Below are 15,948 nucleotides of genomic sequence, written 5' to 3' on the forward strand. Positions count from 1 at the left end.
GCGAGGTGTTCACAGTGGGTTTTGATTTGACACCTGTTTTCCAGATCGGAGCGGTAGGATTCATCACAGCGATCCTGCATGCCATTCTCAAGCAGGCAGGCAAGGAAGAAATCGCGCACTGGGCTACGCTGGTAGGGTTTGTCATCGTTCTGTACATGGTGTCCCACTATATCGGCGACTTGTTTACCGAGGTAAAACGCGTCTTCCTGTTCAACTGAGGAGGGAAGGCAAATGGAGATTGTACAAATCGTCGGGCTTGGGTTGGTGGCGACGATTCTCGCGCTGGTCATCAAAGAGCAAAAGCCAATGTTCGCGTTCTTGCTGGCAATCGCGAGCGGCGTCATCATCTTTTATTTTCTGGTAGGGAAAATTGCAGAAGTCATTCGGATTCTCGAGCGTTTAGCCGTCCAGGCTGATCTGAACCTCGTGTTTCTCGAAACGATCCTCAAAATCATCGGAATTGCTTACATTGCGGAATTCGGTGCACAAATGACGCGGGATGCTGGACAAGGAGCCATCGCCTCGAAGATTGAGCTGGCAGGAAAAGTCCTCATTCTGGTCATGGCGGTGCCGATCATCCAGATCATCATCGAAACCGTGATCGACTTGTTGCCTGCGTGAGGGGAGGTTGGGTGTCTGTGGTTCGTACGAGCAAATGGATCATACTTATGCTGCTGTTCTTCTTTCTGCCGATGGGAGCTGCTTCCGCCGCCCAGACACCCGCTTCCGGCCCGATGAACCAACTGGTTAAGCAACAGGTAGACCATTTGCAGCTGGAGAGGGTGGAGCAGTATTGGCAACAGCTTTTGCGAGATTACAAAGGCTATCTACCCGACCTCCAATCTCCCGGCCTGATTCAACTGCTGATGCAGCAAGGGGATTTCAGCTTTTCCGGTGTTTTGAAAGGGATGGCGAAGTTTGTCTTTCATGAAATCTTGATGAATGGCAAGCTGCTTAGCTCCATCATTATCATCACGGTGTTCGCGATGATTTTGGAAACGATGCAAAATGCCTTTGAGCGAAATGCGGTATCGACCGTTGCATACTCGATCGCCTATCTGGTGCTGATGGTGCTCGCGATCAACAGCTTTCACCTCGCCATTTCTTACGCCAAGGAAGCGATCACCGACATGTCTGATTTCATGCTGGCAATGATACCGCTCGTGATCGCCCTTCTGGCATCGATGGGCAACCTGGCTACCGCGACCATGTTCCATCCGCTCATTATCTTCATGATCAACATCAGCGGAATGATGATCTCCTACGTCGTGTTTCCGCTGCTTTTTCTCTCCGCGATGCTATCGATCGTCAGCCTGTTTTCTGAGCGGTACAAGGTGACGCAGCTCGCGACTCTTTTGCGCAACATCGCGATGGGTGTGCTGGGCTCGTTTCTCACGATCTTCCTGGCGGTCATCTCCATCCAAGGGGCGACCTCAGCTGTCACAGACGGTGTGACCCTTCGAACCGCGAAGTATATCACCGGGAACTTTGTCCCCATCGTGGGGCGGGTCTTCTCAGATGCAGCTGACACGGTCCTCAGCGCCTCGCTGCTTGTGAAAAACGCTGTTGGATTGGCAGGGGTCGTCATTCTGATCATTCTGTGTGCGTTCCCTGCGTTAAAAATCCTGGTGCTGGCACTGATCTACAATATCTCGTCCGCGGTGCTGCAGCCACTGGGCAACAGTCCCATCATCAGCGCGCTTGGGACGATTGGCAAAAGTCTCCTGTTCGTCTTCGCCGCGCTGGCAACGGTGGGATTGATGTTCTTTCTGGCTATCACCATCATCATTGCCGCGGGCAACATCTCCATGATGGTTCGGTAGGTGATCCAAATGACCTGGCTTACGCTCTGGCTGAAAAAAATCATCTTGCTCGTGCTCTTGGCCGCTTTTCTCGATCTGATTTTGCCAAATACGACCTTGCAGCGTTACGTCAAGATGGTCATGGGACTCATCCTCCTGCTGACGATCATCTCCCCGGTGTTTTCGTTGTTCAGCCTGTCGCAGGATGAGCTGGCGCTGAGGCTGGATCGGTATCAGCAAGAGCTGAACAAACCGGCGGCAGTGGAATGGAAGCGCGTCACCGACAAGCTGCTCGGCCAGCAGGACGAACAGGTGACAGACTATGTGCAGTCCCAAATCGAGACGGCTGTGAAAGCGCGAGTGAAAGAGGAGTACGGCTTGGATGTGCAGCGTGTGGTGATCAAGGTGAACAACCAGGATCCGAGCCAGCCTTCGATCGAGAGAATAGAGCTTACGCTGGGAGAAACGGGGCAGGAGACAACGCATGCTGTCGCTCCCATCCAGCCGATTGCTCCGGTCTCGATCCAGATAGGGGAGTCGCCAAATGTGACGGATTCCCGAATCGACATCGAAGCAGCTTCGCGGACTCAGAATCCGACGTACGTGAAGATTGCTGACGATATAGCCAAACAATGGGGACTTGCGAGCGATCAGGTGGTCGTGAAGGACGAGTCCAGACAAAGAGAAAGACAGTAACGGATGTGTCCGGGAAAGCGAGGTGAGAGAAATGCTGGAAAAGCTCAAGAAGCTGTGGGAAGGAAACAGTGGCAACAAAAAGCTGAAGCCGCTCCACTACTTGATTGTCGTTTTGGGAATTGGGATCGCGGCGATGATCTTGACCGATTTTCTCCGTGTAGAGAAGGATCAGCCGCTTGGACTCGGCAGTGGCGGGGGTGGGGGAGCTCCGCCTGCTCAAAGCACTGGATGGTTCGGCAGCGGAACAGAAAGCGATTCGGCAGCCCCTGCATTGGGAGGCTCACCTGCACCGGATATCATCGAGGAGTATGAAAACAACTACTCGACGCAGCTGCGGGAAATCCTCACAAGCGTCGTGGGAGTCGGAGAGGTAGAGGTCATGGTCAACCTGGAGTCGACACCGGAAATCATCATGGCAGAAAACCGCAACAACCGCTCTTCCACCAACCAGGAGATGGACAAAGACAGAGCGACGCGCAATCAGAACGATCAGACGAGAGATTCCGAAGTCGTCATCGTTCAGGGAGGCAAGCAAGATCAGCCTGTCATCGTTAAGACGGTGAAACCGCGCGTCAGAGGGGTCCTCGTTGTCGCGAAGGGCGCCGATAACATCCAGGTCAAGGCGTGGATTACCGAAGCCGTCCAAAAGGTTTTGGATGTTCCCGCCTACAAAATATCCATTTTGCCCAAAAAAGGGTAGGAGGTAATGCGAATGATTCTGCGCAAGCAAACTGTATGGTTGTTGACGATGCTGGCGGTAATGGTGGTATTGTCTGGGTATTACCTGGTGAAAGGTCCGCAAGACCAGATGCCGACCTCAGGCCAGCAGCAGGCGGTCGAAAAGCAGGAGCAAATCTCGGGTGTGTTAGTCGAGTCCAAACAGGTGGAGCAGCCGCCGCAAGCGACTCCGGTCAATGCTAAAAATGAAAAGCAGGTAGCATCCGGTCAACCGGCTGACACCCAAACGAAGCCAACGCCAGAGCAATCGGTAGGAAACGCTGTCGCTCCAGTGGCGGAGACATCGAGCGAGATCTTCCAAGGCTACAAAATGAAGCGGGAAGCACAGCTCCAGCAGCAAAAAGATGAACAGCTCGCCATTATCAGCAGCTCTGAGTCTTCCGCCCAAGCCGTAGCGGATGCGCGGACGAAATACGAACAGCTCTCCACGCAAGAAAACGCCACGACCAACATTGAAGAAATGCTGAAGGCAAACGGCTATCAGGATGCAGTCGTCTTCGTGCAAAATGACAAAGTTACGGTCATCGTGCAAAAAGATAAGCTGAGTGCGAACGAAGCGGTGGATATCATCGCACAAGTGAAGCAGCAATTGAATGTTCCAGCAACCAACGTAACCGTCCAATACAAGACGACATAAGGCCCGAAGCAACATCTGAGTGGATAAGATTGCCGTTATAAGGATAGGAAGAAACGGGCATGATGGTAAGGATTTCCTCACTTCTTCTCAGAAGGAAGCGGGGAAATCCTTTCTTGACGTGATATGGGCTAGAGGCTACCATGGATTTATGCTTTGCTCTTGATACATATATAGCCACCCGGGAACATCTAACGAAACGAAGGAGTGCTCATTCGTGTTGAAAATTCATGAAATCCGAGAAATTATTAAGCTGATTGATCAATCTTCCATTAATGAATTTAAGCTGGAGACAGAAGGCGCAAAAGTAACGCTGAGAAAGTCTGCCGGTACTGAAACAGTGGTCGTATCTCAGCCTGTTGTACAGGCTCCAGTAGCAGCGCCAGTTGCAGTTGCACCTGTAGCGGCAGCACCGGCAGCAGCGCCAGTGGCTGCTGAAGCTCCGAAAGCTGCTCCTGCAGCGCCGGCTTCTGACGATGCCAACCTGCACAAGATCGTATCTCCGATGGTAGGTACTTTCTACAGCGCACCAGAACCGGGCAAGCCGGCTTACGTACAAGCGGGCGACAAAGTGAATGCGAGCAAAGTCGTTTGCATCGTGGAAGCGATGAAGCTGTTCAACGAGATCGAAGCAGAAGTAAACGGCGAGATCGTAAAGGTTCTCGTCGAAGATGGACAATTGGTTGAATACGGTCAGCCGTTGTTTTTGGTGAAGCCAGAATAAGGTGGGGGAGAGCGAAATGTTTCAGAAAGTATTGATTGCCAACCGCGGGGAAATTGCTGTGCGGGTCATCCGTGCGTGCCGCGAGCTGGGCATTCGTACGGTCGCTGTCTACTCCGAAGCGGATCGTGAAGCGCTTCATGTGAAAATGGCCGACGAAGCCTACTGTATTGGTCCGAAAGCATCCAAGGACAGCTATTTGAATATAGCAAACATCATGAGCGTAGCGACCAAGGTGGGCGCTGATGCCATCCATCCCGGTTATGGGTTTTTGGCGGAAAACGCTGACTTTGCCGAGATTTGTGCGGCTTGCAATATTACGTTCATCGGACCAGATCCGGATGCCATCGTGGGCATGGGAGATAAATCTACCGCCAAAGATACGATGAAAGCGGCAGGTGTACCGACTGTTCCGGGAACGGAAGGTCTGATCGAGGACGTCGCAGACGCCATCAAGACGGCAAAAGAAATTGGCTATCCCGTCATGGTAAAGGCTACAGCCGGTGGCGGCGGCCGCGGAATGCGCGTGGCTGTAGATGACGAAGATCTGGAAAAAGCGATCCGTCAAGCGCAGAACGAAGCAAAAACTGCGTTCGGCAACCCGGGTGTGTATCTCGAAAAATTCGTAGAAGGTCCACGCCACGTGGAAATTCAAGTGATGGCAGACAAGCATGGAAATGCCGTCTATCTGGGAGAGCGTGACTGCTCCATCCAGCGCCGTCACCAGAAGCTGATTGAAGAAGCCCCATCGCCTGCGCTCAGTGAGGAACTGCGCAAGCAAATGGGTGAGGCGGCTGTGGCGGCTGCCAAAGCGGTCAATTACCACGGCGCGGGAACGGTTGAATTCCTCCTGGACAAACACGGCAAGTTCTATTTCATGGAAATGAACACCCGCATTCAGGTGGAGCATCCCGTGACGGAGCTCGTAACGGGCTTTGACTTGATCAAGGAGCAGCTGACGGTAGCTGCCGGACAGCCGTTGTCCTTTACGCAAGAGGATATCGTGCTGGACGGTTGGGCGATCGAGTGCCGGATCAATGCGGAGAACCCAGCGAAAAACTTCATGCCGTCCCCGGGACGCATCACAGAGTACCTGGCGCCAGGTGGCTTTGGCGTTCGCGTGGATAGCGCTGCCTACTCCGGTTATTCCATTCCTCCTTATTACGATTCGATGATTGCCAAGCTGATCGTGTGGGGGAAAGACCGCAACGAGGCTATCGAGCGCATGAAACGTGCTCTCGGTGAGTTTGTCGTAGAAGGGATCACGACGACGATTCCGTTCCACCTGAAGGTGCTCGAGCATGAGGTGTTTGTGAGCGGTCAGTTCGATACGAAGTTCCTGGAAACGCATGAGCTGAACCTCGATGAGGAGTAAGACGCTCATTTGTAAAAAGACAGAGCGCTTGGTATAATGGAATACAAATCCAAAGGGAGGTGCGAAGCGTGGAAGAATTTTCTCCAGATTTAGATAGAACAGAACTTGGAAAGGTCCAGATCGCTCCCGAAGTCTTGGAAGTGATCGCCGGCATGGCTGCGTCCGAAGTCGAAGGAGTAGCACAGATGAGCGGCGGTTTCGTAGGGGAAATAGCGGAACGATTAGGCCGTAAAAATATTGCTCGCGGAGTACGCGTAGAAGTGGGCTCTCGTGAAGCAGCTGTGGATGTATCGATTATTGTAAAATACGGACACCGCATCCCGGATGTCGCTCGAAATATTCAAGATAGTGTGCGCAATGCGATCGAGAGCATGACAGGTCTCTCGGTGGTTGAAGTAAATGTACATATCGTAGATGTAGAGCTGAAAGCGGAAGAAAAAGCGCCTGCAGCTGCAACTGCTGTGGTGGAAGATTACCAGCGCGTGCGCTAACAAAGGCAACGGATGGATGCCCCCTACTTACAGGGGGCATTTTCCTCATAAACCTCTACGAAAGGTCTGTCAACCTTTGAACGAGCTATGTTTGATGGTAGACAAACATAGCTGAAGGAGAGATGCATGTGAACTTGTTCGACCGGTTTATCTTGACGATCTACAGTTTTGCGCTGATCATTGCCTCCTGCATCGCGATTGCGGCGACGAGCGGCTTGATTTCTCCGGAAGTTTTCCGCCCTTATGTGGAACAGATGCTCTCGGGAACCAATCTTGCTTATCTCATCGTTGCGATTATCTTCCTCGTTGTCAGCCTTCGCTTCTTTTTCAGTTCATTCCGCAGAACGAAGCCCAAAGTGGATCGCGGGATCCGTCAGCGCAGCGATTTGGGTGAAGTCAATATCACTATCCAGACGATCCAGACGATTGCAGAGCGTGCTGCGCGAAGAGTAAAAGGAGTGCGTGATATCAAGACCAATGTCAAGTCGTTGGAGAGCGGGAACATCATTACGATGCGCGTCTCTGTGGATGGCGAGACACCGTTGCCCGATCTGACGCAGAAGCTGCAGCAGGACGTCAAAGATCAGGTAGAAGGAATTGCAGGCGTCGTGATTTCCGAAGTGGCGGTAGTCGTGACGGAAGTGGCTCAGCAAGAGAACTATGCGGCACGCAGACGTGTGGAATAGAAGGTGAGAGCCATGATATGGGAGTTATTGTGGGAGCACAAGGGGAAGCTATTGGGGATACTCGCCGGATTTATTTTCGGGATCATCTACCTTCTCGTGGGCTTTTGGGATACACTGGTGTTTGTTGTCTTTATCGGTACCGGATATTATATCGGGCGAAAGCTGGATCATAAAGAAGACTTGCGGGAGATCCTGGATCGGATCTTGCCAGGCAAGTTTCGGTAACGGAGGTTACGGGAGGCGCTCCCGAACGCAAATTTAATTGTAGGGTGAATGGAATGAAGCGAAGAACAGCACGAGAAAAAGCAGTCCAATGTCTTTTCCAGATCGATATGGCAGAGGTTCCCGTGACGGAAGCAGTCGCTTTGGTCATGGAGGATTCCCAAGAGAATTCCCAGTTTTTGCGTTATCTGGTGGATGGCGTCATGAACAATCTGGATGCGATCGATGCCGAGATCAAAAAATACCTGCGCGGCTGGCAGCTGGAACGGATTGCGAATGTAGACCGCGCGATACTTCGTCTGGCTTTCTACGAGATCATGTTTGAAGCAGAGACACCTGACAAGGTCGTCATGAACGAAGCGATTGAAATTGCGAAGCTCTTTAGCGATGAGCAATCCCACCGCTACATCAACGGCGTTCTGTCCAGCTTCCTTCAGGCTCGTGAGACTGCACAGGCGTAAACAGGCAGGGGACCGGGGCATGACTAAGGTAATGTTGGGCATTGATACGAGCAATTACCGGACATCACTGTGCTTGGCTCAGGAAGACGGCCGAATTGTAGCAGAAGCAAAGCGCCTCCTGAAAGTGAAGGAGGGAAAGCGCGGACTGCAGCAATCCGAAGCCGTCTTTCAACATGTGATGAACTTGCCGGAATTAAGCGAGCAAATGAAGTGGACCGAATATGAGATCGAAGCGATTTGCGTCAGTGAAAAGCCGCGTCCGGTCGACAGCTCCTACATGCCTGTGTTCAAGGTAGGAGAAGGATTGGGGAAATCGCTCGCGACCTATTTGCGGGTACCATTGCATTTGACGACTCACCAGGAAGGACACATCGCCGCGGGCGAGTACACAGCTGAGAAAAGACCCAGTCAGGATCGATTCCTTGCGGTGCATCTTTCTGGCGGGACGAGTGAGCTGCTATTGTGTGAGCGACATGCTGCCGGGTACAGCATCGAAAAGGTCGGAGGGACCATCGATCTGCATGCGGGGCAATTGGTTGACCGCATCGGCGTAGCTTTGGGCCTCTCTTTTCCGGCGGGCCCGCAGCTGGAAGAGCTCGCCAAGGGAGCGGCGGGAGAGTTTCGGATTTCTTCATCCGTGGAAGGACTTACTTTCAGTTTCTCCGGCCCGGAAGCTTCGCTGCTTCGTACGATTCAGGCTGGCCAGATCAGTCCGGCTGAGATTGCACGCGCTACTGAGCAATGCATCGCCAATACGCTGGAAAAAGCATTGCGCCATGCGGTTGAGCAAGGCTTGCCAAAGGATATCCTGATTGTGGGAGGCGTAGCGGCAAACCAGTACATGCGTGAGCGATTGATCAAACGCCTGGAGCACCCGGCAGTGAAAGCCAAGCTGTACTTTTGTGATCCGGTTTACTCTGGGGACAATGCGTACGGAGTGGCGATGTTAGGGTGGATGAAGCAAAAGACGAACATTAAATAATAATGAACTTTTTATGATTCGGCTTTACAGGTCATCGTGAAATCGGTACACTAGTGGTATCGACGTTATGAAGGAGGCTTTTTCTCCATGGCTGCCATTATTGTTCAAGGAAAAGAAGTAGCGCAAAGCATTCGTGCCGAACTGGCAAATGAAGTGAGCGAACTGAAAAAACAAGGCGTTACGCCTGGTTTGACTGTCGTTTTAGTCGGGGATGACCCGGCTTCTCAATCGTATGTGAGAGGCAAGTCGAAAGGCTGTGAGGAAGTAGGTATTGCCTCTGAAGTGATCTTGAAGGATGCTTCCACGACAGAGGAAGAACTGCTGGCGATCATCCAACAATTGAACGAAAATCCGAACGTTAGTGGGATCTTGGTTCAACTGCCTCTGCCGAAGCATATCTCCGAGAGTGCGGTCATTGAGGCGATCCACCCGGATAAAGATGTAGATGGATTCCATCCGATCAGTGTCGGAAACATGGTGCTCGGCAATGAGACCTTCCTGCCATGCACTCCGCATGGGATTATCGAGCTGATCAAGCGGACGGGTACGGAAATCGCCGGGAAACACGCCGTCGTAATCGGTCGCAGCAACATCGTGGGCAAACCTGTCTCACTCCTGCTGCAGCAGGAAAATGCAACGGTTACCATGTGTCATTCCCGCACGCAAAACCTCGAGGAGTTTACTCGGAAAGCGGATATTCTCGTAGTAGCGACGGGACGCGCGCACATGATTGGCGCCCAGCACGTGAAGCCAGGGGCCGTCGTGATCGACGTCGGGGTAAACCGGATTGAAACCGGCAAGCTCGTGGGCGATGTCAAGTTCGACGAAGTGAAGGACGTCGCTAGCTTCTTGACGCCTGTTCCAGGTGGCGTAGGTCCGATGACAATCACGATGCTTCTCAAAAACACGGTTGCTGCAGCGCGCAAGCAGGCCAGCCGATAACCTGCTGACATGGAAATGGGTAAAGCGAACTACTTTATCCATTTCCTTTTTCATACATAAGAAACTTCGAAGAAAGAAGCAAGCCAGGTTTGCAAAGGAGGACGGCGAATGGCCATTCAGAATATCTTATCTGTCAGTGATCTCAATCGCTACATCAAGATGGTGCTCGAGAAGGACCCCCGCCTCCAGGATGTATGGGTGCGCGGAGAGATTTCCAACTTTACACACCATTCAAGCGGACATATGTACTTTACCCTCAAAGATAACCAATCGCGGATCAAGGTCGTGATGTTTGCCAGCTATAATCGTTTCCTGCGGTTTTTGCCCAAAGATGGCACCAAAGCAATCGTCCGTGGTTCCATTTCTGCCTTTGAACGGGACGGGGCCTATCAGCTTTACGCGAAAGAGATGCAGCCGGATGGACTGGGATCTCTTTATTTGGCTTTCGAGCAGCTTAAAGAAAAGCTTGCAGTGGAAGGGTTGTTTGCGGCAGAGCGAAAACGACCGCTTCCCCGTTTCCCGAAAAGAGTCGGCGTCGTTACCTCGCCGACGGGAGCTGCCATTCGTGATATTTGCACAACCATTCGCCGTAGGTATCCGCAGGCTGAGATTGTGCTTTCTCCTGCCGTCGTGCAGGGTGTCGAAGCACCGGCTTCCATTATTTCAGCCATTCGGATGATCAACTCCCAGCCGGACATCGATGTGTTGATCGTGGGGCGCGGGGGCGGCTCGATCGAGGAATTGTGGGCGTTCAACGATGAGCAGGTCGCGAGGGCGATTGCGGCTTCCATGATCCCTGTCATCTCTGCGGTGGGGCACGAAACGGATGTGACGATCGCGGATTTCGTAGCGGATGTGCGGGCCGCGACCCCAACGGCGGCAGCTGAGCTAGCCGTTCCGCACTACCTCGAGTGGGTAGAGAGAGTCCGTCAGTTTGATGCCCGGATACATCGAGCCGTCCACAACCGAATCACGGATCAACGAAAGCGCTTGACTCAATTGAGCCATTCGTACGCGATGCGCCAGCCGCAGCGTCGCCTGGAAGAGGCAGCCGAGCGCCTCGACCGTGCGCAGCTGCGGATGAAACAGTCGATGAAGCATCTGCTCACCCTGCGAAAAGAGCGCTATGATCGGCTTGCCGAGCGAATCAAGCGATATCGGTTGGCAGATCAGGTGGGGGAGCGCCGAAAACAAGTGCTGACGGTACGGGCGCGGCTCGATGATCGGATGCGCAGAAAATGGATGGAGAAGCAGCTGAGCTTTTCGTCAAAAGTCGCCCAGCTGGATGCGCTAAGCCCGCTGAAGGTCATGCAAAGAGGGTTTTCCCTCGTCTATGCCAATGGCCAGATTGTCAAATCCGTAGAGCAATTTGCGAGCGGTGATGAGCTCGTGGTACGATTAAGCGATGGAACCGCGACTGCACGCGTGGAACAGATCGATCGGGAGGAGAAGCACGATGGCTCGAAAGAAAGCAGACCAAGAGATTGATATGCAGTTTGAAGAAGCGATGAAACGGCTGGAAGTGGTCGTGATGAGGCTGGAAGAAGGCGACATCCCGCTGGAAGAGGCGATCACCCTTTATCAGGAAGGGGTCACCCTTTCCCGGATTTGCGGCCAAAAGCTCGATGCGATCGAAGCGAAAATCACCCAACTCGTGGAAGAAGACGGCATGCTGAAGCAAAAAGCTTTTCGCGTGGAAGGAGAAGCGTGATGGCTGTGGACACGTTTGATACATATCTGGCTGAAAAGACCGCCTATATCGAGGGTAAATTGACTCCTGCTCTCGAGCGGGAAGGCGTCCCGGCAGCTCTGTATGAATCGATGAAGTACTCCCTGATGGCGGGTGGCAAAAGGCTGCGCCCGATGCTTGTTCTGGCTGTGCTGGAAGCGATGGGCAAGCCGATAGAGCGAGGAGTTCCTTTTGCGGTGGCACTGGAGATGATCCATACCTATTCGCTTATTCACGACGATCTGCCAGCCATGGATGATGACGATCTGCGCCGGGGCAAACCGACCAATCATAAGGTATACGGGGAAGCAACTGCCATTCTTGCAGGGGATGCGCTGCTCACCCGTGCGTTTTCCCATATCGCCGAAGCGTATCGGGGACGCCTGGACGTTTCAGCTCACACGATCGTGAATCTGATCGCGGAGCTGGGCAAACGAGCGGGTGCAACGGGAATGGTTGGCGGTCAAATGGCTGATATCGAAGGGGAAAGCAAGTCCCTTGAGCTGCATGAACTGGAGTTTATCCATGAACACAAAACGGGGGATTTGTTGATCGCTGCCCTGCGTGGAGGCGGCTACTTGGCTGAAGCCAGTGAACAGCAAATGGAAAAGCTGACTCGTTACGGATATTGCATTGGACTGGCCTTCCAGATTCAGGACGATATTTTGAATGTAGAAGGTGACGCAGCCGAGCTGGGAAAAGCTGTCGGCAGCGATGCGGAGCGACAAAAGGCGACGTATCCGTCCATTTTGGGTCTTGCCGAGTCCAAAGCGCGGTTGGATGCACTTATCACCGAAGCAAAAGCGGCGCTCAAGGATGCGGGCTTTGCGCACTCCGCATTGAGTCCTTTGGCTGATTATGTTCGGGATCGCAAAAAATAGCACAGAACGAGAAAAGGCCCGAATGTGATTCGGGCTTTTTCCTATATGGTGCCGGATTGGAGCATGCGTAGCGGCACGCTAGTTATCAGCTGTGATGGTTTGGTTTCTGCCTGAATTCTTAGCCCGATACAGGGCTTGGTCTGCCAATTGAATCAACGCTTCAGCCGAAGTAGAGTGGGTGGGGCAGTGAGAGATCCCCAGGGAGACAGTAATGGTTTTCCCTACAGGATTCGAACGTTGTTCGAGGGTGTTGCGTATGCGCTCCGCCACCCAGTAAGCCTCTCTGGAGGAAGCGTGGGGGATGAGAGCGATGAATTCTTCTCCGCCGTACCGACAGCACACATCACCCGGCCTGATGGAGGAGGCGATGATATTCGCAAAATGCTTCAACACGTCGTCCCCAGCCTGATGACCGTAGGTGTCATTGATGGATTTAAACCTGTCTATATCCATCATGATAATGGAAAAGGAGGTTTCCTCCTCGAGCCATTTCTGCATGATTGCTTCAAGTGTTCTTCGATTTGTCAATCCGGTTAACGGATCCGTCATCGCTTCCAGTGTCAATTGATCGGTTTGTTTGGCAATCTCTCTGACGGCATAGCGTATGGCATCTGTCAGCAAATTTGCCTCTCTGTTCCAATGCCGCCCTCCTTCGGGGAGCTCCACCTTCTCCGTGCCGATTTTGCCCACGAGGTTGGCAAGTGAAACAAAAGGCTGTGCCAGACGGCGTGCTAACAGGATGACCACCAACATCAACAGTGCAAACGGAGTCAAGGTATACAAGAGAATAGCGAGAATTTGCGCGTTCAGTTGTTCGGTAATGACACGGATCGGCGACACGACGACGACCCCCCAACCGTTAGCAGGGACATTTACGTAACCCGCTAGCAGCTCTTCCCCTCTCAGGTTAACCGACTCTTCACGACCGTTTCTATGCTGCAGAAGCTTTTTGACAACCTGATTCTCACTGATATCCTCACCGATTCGATTTTTGTCGCGGTGGAACAGCACATGTCCGTTAGATCCTACGATGTAAAAATAGGAGCCTAGCTCGTCCAAAGGGTTGTTCGCGAAGATCATGTTCATTACGTTTTTTTCCTGGAGGTAAAGGGATCCTCCTATGTAACCGCGGTACATGCCGTTATGATCGTAAATGGGCTCGCTCATGAATACCATGAGCCGTCCAGAAGCAGTGGAAATGTAGGGTCTGGAGACGTACGGCTTTTTCAAGGTCAATGCGGCTCTCGCTTCTTCTGTCACGATATGCTTGCCACCTGTGCCGAGTGATTTCGGAGACACGCTGCGGATTAATCCCGTTTCATCCACCAAGGCAATGGAATTGAAGTAATTGCTGCTGTTGCGCAATAGCTCCAAGGTAGAGGAAATCTCTTCAGCAGGCATGGCGTTCATGTTGGTAAGGATGGAGGCGGAATAGCGCAGGCTGTTTTGCATGGAGATAAACAAAGAGTCGATGGTCTGACTCATCTTTACCGCGCTAGAGTAATTCAAGGTAAGTGTCGTGTCGATCAGTGATTTTTTTTTCGATTGGTAGGAGGCCATTAACAGAATCGTCAAAGTGAGTAAAACGGAAAGGGATACGAGTCCCGTCAAAAGTGTCGTCAAACTAATGTTTTGCCTTTGCTCATCTTTCTTTCTGGGTAGCACGGCGATCAAACAACCCCCTCAAGTTCCATAAATGCAATGCGGACAAAAATGATCAAAACTCTATCATTTTAATCCATTCATGGCATTTGATCTATATGTAAATAGCGAAATTTTCATAAGGAATATGAAAAAAAACAGTGCGCACCGGATAGCACCGTAGCACACTGTTTGATTTGGATATCTTTTTTTATAGTGCCTTGTCGTTCACGCTGTCGAGCCAAGCATGAATGTCACCTATTACGGACTGGACGCACCCATCTTCAAACGGAGAATAGAGCTTTGCGACTTTGACCAACTCCGTAAACGACTTGCTGCCGCCTTCACGACACAAGGTCAGGTAATCCTCCCAAGCCTGTTCGCGATTTTCCTGGGCACGCTTCCAGAATTGGAAGGCGCAAATTTGGGCCAATGTGTAGTCGATGTAATAGAACGGGTCGCGATAGATGTGGCCTTGCTGCTGCCAGAAGCCGCCTTCCTCGAGGAATTCATTTTCGTCGTAATTGCGATGAGGGAGGTATTTACGTTCAATTTGGCGCCATGTTTGTTTCCGCTCCGCGGGAGTCATCTCCGGATTTTCATAGATCGCATGCTGGAACTCGTCTACGGCCACCCCATACGGAATGAAGGTGAGCCCGCTTTCCAAGTGCGAGAATTTGTACTTCTCCGTATCCTCCTGAAAGAACAGCTCCATCCAGGGCCAGGTCAAAAACTCCATGCTCATGGAGTGAATTTCACAGGCTTCGTAAGTCGGGAAATGATACTCCGGGACTTCGAACCCGCGACTTACATATACCTGAAACGCGTGCCCTGCTTCGTGGGTCAGGACGTCAATGTCTCCAGAGGTGCCATTGAAATTCGCGAATATGTACGGCAGCTCGTATCGGCTGATGTATGTGCAGTAGCCCCCATTTGCTTTTCCCTTTTTACTGAGCAGGTCGAGGCAATCGTTTTCCAGCATGAAAGAGAAAAATTCATCCGTTTCCGATGAAAGCTCGGCATACATCTTTTTGCCGTTTTCGACGATCCACTCGGGGGACCCCTTTGGCGTCGGATTCCCTGTAGCGAAGTCGAAGCCCAGATCGTAGTACTTCATAACATCGACACCGATGCGCTCACGCTGCCGCTCTGCAAGCTTCGAAGCGACAGGAACGATGTGCTCGTAAACTTGCTTGCGGAAATTGGCTACGTGCTCCGCGCTGTAGTCGGTTCGATTGAGGCGCGCATAAGCCAGCTCCACGAAGTTAGAAAATCCGAGCTTCTCTGCAATCCGGGAGCGGACCTTGACCAAATCGTCGAAAATGCGGTCTAGCTCTTCCGAATGGGTTTTAAAAAATGCGTATTTCGCCTCGTGGGCGCGTTTGCGTGTCTCTCTGTCCTGTGAGCTCTGGAAGGGGATCAGCTGCGGGATCGTCCGCTCCTCGCCGTCAAACTGGATTTTAGCGGAAGCGATCAGTGCGACATACCGGCTGACCAGCTTGTTTTCTTCCTGCAGATCACCCACGACGTCTGGCGAAAAGGTCGTGAGGGTAGTATTGGCTATGCGAAAGAGCTGTGCTCCCCATTTTTCCTCAAGCTGAGGACGGAATCGGGAGTGGACGATCGCCTCGTAGTAACGGGAGATGAGTCCTTGGTACATGGGTCCTACTTCATCCCAATAATCCTGTTCCTCTTTGTAGGTAGGGTCCTCCGTATTGATGGTATGGCGGATCTGTGCGACTTCCCGTGCAGATTCCACTTCTTGACGCAGCTGGATCAGCTGTCCCATCACCTTGTCTTGCGCTTCAAAGCTTGCAGCTTCCTGGAAAGAAGCCAAAAGCTGGTCAAATCGCTGCTGCACTTGATCCATATCGACTCGTTCATAAGCTATTTGAGAAAACTTCATGGAGGCTCCACCTCACCTTCAAAATTTTCCGATCCATTATA

The 15,948-nt window shown here is 52.1% G+C and carries 19 protein-coding genes; 17 read left to right on the forward strand and 2 right to left on the reverse strand.

Going from position 1 to position 15,948, the window contains the following annotated elements; translation table 11 throughout:
• The first annotated feature begins 14 nt into the window (after positions 1 to 14).
• The 17 genes from spoIIIAC to JNE38_RS12135 all read left to right on the forward strand — a co-directional run bounded on the left by spoIIIAC (position 15) and on the right by JNE38_RS12135 (position 12,360).
• The gene (gene spoIIIAC / locus JNE38_RS12055; protein WP_055743465.1) at positions 15 to 218 is read left to right on the forward strand and encodes a stage III sporulation protein AC; all 204 of its coding nucleotides are present in this window, start codon (positions 15 to 17) and stop codon (positions 216 to 218) included.
• Positions 219 to 231: 13 nt separating this feature from the next.
• Positions 232 to 621, forward strand: a complete 390-nt coding sequence (spoIIIAD, locus tag JNE38_RS12060) for a stage III sporulation protein AD (RefSeq protein WP_005827266.1) — start codon at positions 232 to 234, stop codon at positions 619 to 621.
• A 71-nt stretch (positions 622 to 692) separates the two neighbouring features.
• A complete protein-coding gene (gene spoIIIAE / locus JNE38_RS12065; protein ID WP_238933720.1) occupies positions 693 to 1,823 on the forward strand; it encodes a stage III sporulation protein AE in 1,131 nt (376 codons plus the stop codon).
• Between the two features lie 9 nt (positions 1,824 to 1,832).
• Positions 1,833 to 2,498: a stage III sporulation protein AF gene (gene spoIIIAF, locus JNE38_RS12070; RefSeq protein WP_203356769.1), complete on the forward strand. Its 666-nt coding sequence runs from the start codon at positions 1,833 to 1,835 to the stop codon at positions 2,496 to 2,498.
• 31 nt (positions 2,499 to 2,529) lie between these two features.
• Entirely contained in the window at positions 2,530 to 3,198 is a 669-nt protein-coding gene (spoIIIAG, locus tag JNE38_RS12075) for a stage III sporulation protein AG (RefSeq protein WP_203356770.1), read from the forward strand.
• 12 nt (positions 3,199 to 3,210) lie between these two features.
• Positions 3,211 to 3,873 (forward strand): SpoIIIAH-like family protein, encoded by a 663-nt coding sequence (locus tag JNE38_RS12080; protein ID WP_203356771.1) that lies wholly within the window; start codon positions 3,211 to 3,213, stop codon positions 3,871 to 3,873.
• A 214-nt stretch (positions 3,874 to 4,087) separates the two neighbouring features.
• Positions 4,088 to 4,594 (forward strand): acetyl-CoA carboxylase biotin carboxyl carrier protein, encoded by a 507-nt coding sequence (gene accB, locus JNE38_RS12085; protein ID WP_203356772.1) that lies wholly within the window; start codon positions 4,088 to 4,090, stop codon positions 4,592 to 4,594.
• Between the two features lie 16 nt (positions 4,595 to 4,610).
• Positions 4,611 to 5,966 (forward strand): acetyl-CoA carboxylase biotin carboxylase subunit, encoded by a 1,356-nt coding sequence (gene accC / locus JNE38_RS12090; protein WP_203356773.1) that lies wholly within the window; start codon positions 4,611 to 4,613, stop codon positions 5,964 to 5,966.
• Positions 5,967 to 6,034: 68 nt separating this feature from the next.
• Positions 6,035 to 6,457, forward strand: a complete 423-nt coding sequence (locus tag JNE38_RS12095; protein ID WP_092268129.1) for an Asp23/Gls24 family envelope stress response protein — start codon at positions 6,035 to 6,037, stop codon at positions 6,455 to 6,457.
• 122 nt (positions 6,458 to 6,579) lie between these two features.
• Positions 6,580 to 7,143 carry an alkaline shock response membrane anchor protein AmaP gene (gene amaP / locus JNE38_RS12100; protein ID WP_203356774.1) on the forward strand — a complete coding sequence of 188 codons (564 nt, stop codon included), beginning with the start codon at positions 6,580 to 6,582 and terminating at the stop codon, positions 7,141 to 7,143.
• 12 nt (positions 7,144 to 7,155) lie between these two features.
• Entirely contained in the window at positions 7,156 to 7,368 is a 213-nt protein-coding gene (locus JNE38_RS12105; protein ID WP_055743473.1) for a DUF2273 domain-containing protein, read from the forward strand.
• 53 nt (positions 7,369 to 7,421) lie between these two features.
• On the forward strand, positions 7,422 to 7,826 hold the full coding sequence (nusB, locus tag JNE38_RS12110) for a transcription antitermination factor NusB (RefSeq protein WP_203356775.1): 405 nt from the start codon (positions 7,422 to 7,424) through the stop codon (positions 7,824 to 7,826).
• 19 nt (positions 7,827 to 7,845) lie between these two features.
• A complete protein-coding gene (locus tag JNE38_RS12115; protein ID WP_203356776.1) occupies positions 7,846 to 8,808 on the forward strand; it encodes a tRNA (adenosine(37)-N6)-threonylcarbamoyltransferase complex transferase subunit TsaD in 963 nt (320 codons plus the stop codon).
• An 87-nt stretch (positions 8,809 to 8,895) separates the two neighbouring features.
• A complete protein-coding gene (gene folD / locus JNE38_RS12120) occupies positions 8,896 to 9,750 on the forward strand; it encodes a bifunctional methylenetetrahydrofolate dehydrogenase/methenyltetrahydrofolate cyclohydrolase FolD (RefSeq protein ID WP_203356777.1) in 855 nt (284 codons plus the stop codon).
• A 108-nt stretch (positions 9,751 to 9,858) separates the two neighbouring features.
• The gene (gene xseA / locus JNE38_RS12125) at positions 9,859 to 11,238 is read left to right on the forward strand and encodes an exodeoxyribonuclease VII large subunit (RefSeq protein ID WP_203356778.1); all 1,380 of its coding nucleotides are present in this window, start codon (positions 9,859 to 9,861) and stop codon (positions 11,236 to 11,238) included.
• Complete coding sequence (gene xseB, locus JNE38_RS12130) at positions 11,207 to 11,461, forward strand: exodeoxyribonuclease VII small subunit (RefSeq protein WP_203356779.1); 255 nt, start codon at positions 11,207 to 11,209, stop codon at positions 11,459 to 11,461. The genes xseA and xseB overlap by 32 nt, the downstream gene beginning before the upstream one ends.
• A complete protein-coding gene (locus JNE38_RS12135) occupies positions 11,461 to 12,360 on the forward strand; it encodes a polyprenyl synthetase family protein (protein ID WP_203356780.1) in 900 nt (299 codons plus the stop codon). Before xseB ends, JNE38_RS12135 begins: the two co-directional genes overlap by 1 nt.
• 78 nt (positions 12,361 to 12,438) lie before the next feature.
• Here JNE38_RS12135 and JNE38_RS12140 read toward each other — a convergent pair whose 3' ends face one another.
• Together JNE38_RS12140 and JNE38_RS12145 are read right to left on the reverse strand one after the other, a co-directional pair.
• Entirely contained in the window at positions 12,439 to 14,031 is a 1,593-nt protein-coding gene (locus JNE38_RS12140; RefSeq protein ID WP_428993723.1) for a sensor domain-containing diguanylate cyclase, read from the reverse strand.
• A 181-nt stretch (positions 14,032 to 14,212) separates the two neighbouring features.
• Positions 14,213 to 15,907 carry a M3 family oligoendopeptidase gene (locus tag JNE38_RS12145; RefSeq protein WP_203356781.1) on the reverse strand — a complete coding sequence of 565 codons (1,695 nt, stop codon included), beginning with the start codon at positions 15,905 to 15,907 and terminating at the stop codon, positions 14,213 to 14,215.
• Positions 15,908 to 15,948 lie beyond the last annotated feature (41 nt).

The organism is Brevibacillus choshinensis, from assembly GCF_016811915.1.
In the GTDB taxonomy this organism is placed as follows: Bacteria; Bacillota; Bacilli; order Brevibacillales; family Brevibacillaceae; genus Brevibacillus; species Brevibacillus choshinensis_A.

Bases quoted from the DNA above. Each gene is read 5' to 3' on its own strand.
- spoIIIAE (WP_238933720.1), top strand. From the start codon at position 693: ATGGGAGCTGCTTCCGCCGCCCAGACACCCGCTTCCGGCCCGATGAAC.
- JNE38_RS12080 (WP_203356771.1), top strand. From the start codon at position 3,211: ATGATTCTGCGCAAGCAAACTGTATGGTTGTTGACGATGCTGGCGGTA.
- spoIIIAG (WP_203356770.1), top strand. From the start codon at position 2,530: ATGCTGGAAAAGCTCAAGAAGCTGTGGGAAGGAAACAGTGGCAACAAA.
- spoIIIAF (WP_203356769.1), top strand. From the start codon at position 1,833: ATGACCTGGCTTACGCTCTGGCTGAAAAAAATCATCTTGCTCGTGCTC.
- accC (WP_203356773.1), top strand. From the start codon at position 4,611: ATGTTTCAGAAAGTATTGATTGCCAACCGCGGGGAAATTGCTGTGCGG.
- JNE38_RS12115 (WP_203356776.1), top strand. From the start codon at position 7,846: ATGACTAAGGTAATGTTGGGCATTGATACGAGCAATTACCGGACATCA.
- xseA (WP_203356778.1), top strand. From the start codon at position 9,859: ATGGCCATTCAGAATATCTTATCTGTCAGTGATCTCAATCGCTACATC.
- xseB (WP_203356779.1), top strand. From the start codon at position 11,207: ATGGCTCGAAAGAAAGCAGACCAAGAGATTGATATGCAGTTTGAAGAA.
- nusB (WP_203356775.1), top strand. From the start codon at position 7,422: ATGAAGCGAAGAACAGCACGAGAAAAAGCAGTCCAATGTCTTTTCCAG.
- JNE38_RS12145 (WP_203356781.1), bottom strand. From the start codon at position 15,907: ATGAAGTTTTCTCAAATAGCTTATGAACGAGTCGATATGGATCAAGTG.
- JNE38_RS12135 (WP_203356780.1), top strand. From the start codon at position 11,461: ATGGCTGTGGACACGTTTGATACATATCTGGCTGAAAAGACCGCCTAT.
- JNE38_RS12105 (WP_055743473.1), top strand. From the start codon at position 7,156: ATGATATGGGAGTTATTGTGGGAGCACAAGGGGAAGCTATTGGGGATA.
- spoIIIAD (WP_005827266.1), top strand. From the start codon at position 232: ATGGAGATTGTACAAATCGTCGGGCTTGGGTTGGTGGCGACGATTCTC.
- amaP (WP_203356774.1), top strand. From the start codon at position 6,580: ATGCATGTGAACTTGTTCGACCGGTTTATCTTGACGATCTACAGTTTT.
- folD (WP_203356777.1), top strand. From the start codon at position 8,896: ATGGCTGCCATTATTGTTCAAGGAAAAGAAGTAGCGCAAAGCATTCGT.